Below are 2,743 nucleotides of genomic sequence, written 5' to 3' on the forward strand. Positions count from 1 at the left end.
GAGGCCGACGCGGTCGAGCGCAGCCGCGGCATCGATCCCGCTCGGACCGTACATCGTGCTCCAGAAGGCAAGGTTCTCGGCCACTGTCAGCCGGGTCTTCACCGCCGAGCCATAGCCGAGGAAATGCAGGTGCGGCGCGTCGGCTTCGGCGCCCGCCACTCTGCCGCTGTCGGGGTGGAGCACGCCCGCCAGGGTCAGCAGCAGGCTCGATTTGCCGGCGCCGTTCGGTCCCTCGACCACCAGCACCTCGCCGGCGCCGAGCCGCACCGTCAGCGCCTCAAACAGGGTCCGGCCGCCCCGGGTGAGCGTCAGGTCGCTGCCCATGAGCAGCGCGGGCGGAGGGGGCGGGATCGGAGCCATGGCGGTCATGCCTATTTCAACCAATGGCGAGGCTGGCAAGCGTCATATTCATTGACTATAAGGCCCTCAAAGTCTGGAACGTTTCCAGACTGGCGCCCGGTCCCGGCGCGGTTTCAAGCGTCTCGGGGCCGCTCTCGCTGCCTTCAACCCTTTGAACAGGCGGACACGTGACCCAATCGCTCAACAGCTTCAAGTCCAAGACCATTCTGACGGTCGGGGACAAGACCTACACCTATTACTCTTTGCCGCTGGCCGAAAAGAACGGCCTGCCGGGGGTCAGCAAGCTGCCGCACTCCATGAAGGTGGTGCTCGAGAATCTTCTGCGCTTCGAGGACGGGATCACCGTCACCAAGACCGATATCATGGCGATCGCCCAGTGGCTGAGCGACCGCACCTCCGAGCACGAAATCTCCTACCGCCCGGCGCGCGTGCTGATGCAGGACTTCACCGGCGTCCCCGCCGTGGTGGACCTCGCGGCCATGCGCGACGCAACGGCGGCGCTCGGCGCCGATCCGCAGAAGATCAATCCGCTGGTCCCGGTCGATCTCGTCATTGACCACTCGGTGATGGTGGATTCGTTCGGCACGCCGCTCTCGTTCCAGCAGAACGTCGAGCTCGAATATGAGCGCAATGGCGAGCGCTACGAGTTCCTGCGCTGGGGCCAGAAGGCGTTCGACAATTTCCGCGTCGTTCCGCCCGGCACCGGCATCTGCCACCAGGTCAATCTCGAATATCTCGCGCAGACCGTATGGACCCGCAAGGACGACGAGTCCGGCGAGATCGTCGCCTATCCCGATACGCTCGTGGGCACCGACTCGCACACCACCATGGTCAACGGCCTTGCCGTTCTCGGCTGGGGCGTGGGCGGCATCGAGGCCGAGGCGGCCATGCTCGGCCAGCCCATCACCATGCTCATCCCCGAAGTCGTCGGCTTCAAGATGACGGGCAAGATCAACGAAGGCATCACCGCCACCGACCTCGTGCTGACGGTCACCGAGATGCTGCGCAAGAAGGGCGTCGTCGGCAAGTTCGTCGAATTCTACGGCCCCGGCCTCGACTACCTCTCGCTCGAGGACCAGGCGACGATCGCCAACATGGCGCCCGAGTACGGCGCGACCTGCGGCTTCTTCCCCGTCGATGCCGACACGCTCAGCTATCTCGAGACCTCGGGCCGTGACGCCGCGCGCGTGGCGCTGGTCAAGGCCTACTCGGAAGCCCAGGGCATGTACCGCACCACCGAATCGGCCGACCCGGTGTTCACCGACACGCTCGAGCTCGATTTGAGCACTGTCGTGCCGTCGCTCTCGGGCCCCAAGCGCCCGCAGGACCGTGTTGCGCTCAAGGATGCGGCGGCGGGCTTTGCCACCGCGCTCAAGGACATCGCCGGCGGCCGCAAGGAGCGCACCAAGCTGCCCGAATCGGTCGGCGAAAGCCGCTTCGTCGATGAAGGCGCCACCGGCGTCGACGACATTCCCGAGGAAGCGAGCCTGCCCGATGCCGGCACCTTCGCCGTCGATGGCGAGACCTTCCGTCTCGATGACGGCCACGTCGTCATCGCCGCCATCACCTCGTGCACCAACACGTCGAACCCCTCGGTGCTGATCGCTGCCGGTCTCGTGGCGCGCAAGGCGCGGGCGCTCGGCCTCAAGGCCAAGCCCTGGGTCAAGACCTCGCTGGCGCCCGGCTCGCAGGTTGTCACCGACTACCTCACCGCGGCCGGCCTCCAGGCCGACCTCGATGCGCTCGGCTTCAACCTCGTGGGCTATGGCTGCACCACCTGCATCGGCAATTCCGGTCCGCTGCCGACCGCCATCTCCGAGTGCATCAACGAGAACGATCTCGTTGCCGCCTCGGTGCTGTCGGGCAACCGCAATTTCGAAGGCCGCGTGAACCCGGACGTGCGCGCCAACTATCTCGCCTCGCCGCCGCTGGTCGTTGCTTACTCGATCGCCGGGTCGATGAACATCAATGTCGCGACCGACCCGCTCGGCACCGGCAAGGACGGCAAGCCGGTCTACCTCAAGGACATCTGGCCCTCCAACAAGGAGATCGCCGATATCGTCCGCAAGGTCATCACGCCGCAGATGTTCCTCGGCCGCTACTCCGACGTGTTCAAGGGCGACGAGAACTGGCAGGGCATCGCCGTCGAGGGGGGCGAGACCTACAAGTGGAACAGCGGTTCAACCTATGTGCAGAACCCGCCCTATTTCGAGGGCCTGCGGATGACGCCCGAGCCGGTCACCGACATCAAGGATGCGCGCATCCTCTCGCTGTTCCTCGATTCGATCACCACCGACCACATCTCGCCGGCCGGCTCGATCAAGGCCGGCACGCCTGCCGGCAAGTATCTCACCGAGCGGCAGGTCGCGCCCAAGGACTTCAA

Annotated in this window: 2 protein-coding genes; one reads left to right on the forward strand and one right to left on the reverse strand. The window is 65.7% G+C overall.

Annotation, left to right across the window (positions count from 1 at the left end; all coding sequences use genetic code 11):
- On the reverse strand, positions 1-369 hold a 369-nt coding region (locus ACE3TU_RS21040; RefSeq protein ID WP_374627817.1), incomplete at its 3' end, for an ATP-binding cassette domain-containing protein.
- A 158-nt stretch (positions 370-527) separates the two neighbouring features.
- Between ACE3TU_RS21040 and acnA the strand changes: the two genes are divergently transcribed.
- Positions 528-2,743 (forward strand): aconitate hydratase AcnA (acnA, locus tag ACE3TU_RS21045; protein WP_374627819.1); only part of this gene is annotated, 2,216 nt, incomplete at its 3' end.

It is taken from the genome of Devosia sp. (genome assembly GCF_041917035.1).
Classification (GTDB): domain Bacteria; phylum Pseudomonadota; class Alphaproteobacteria; order Rhizobiales; family Devosiaceae; genus Devosia_A.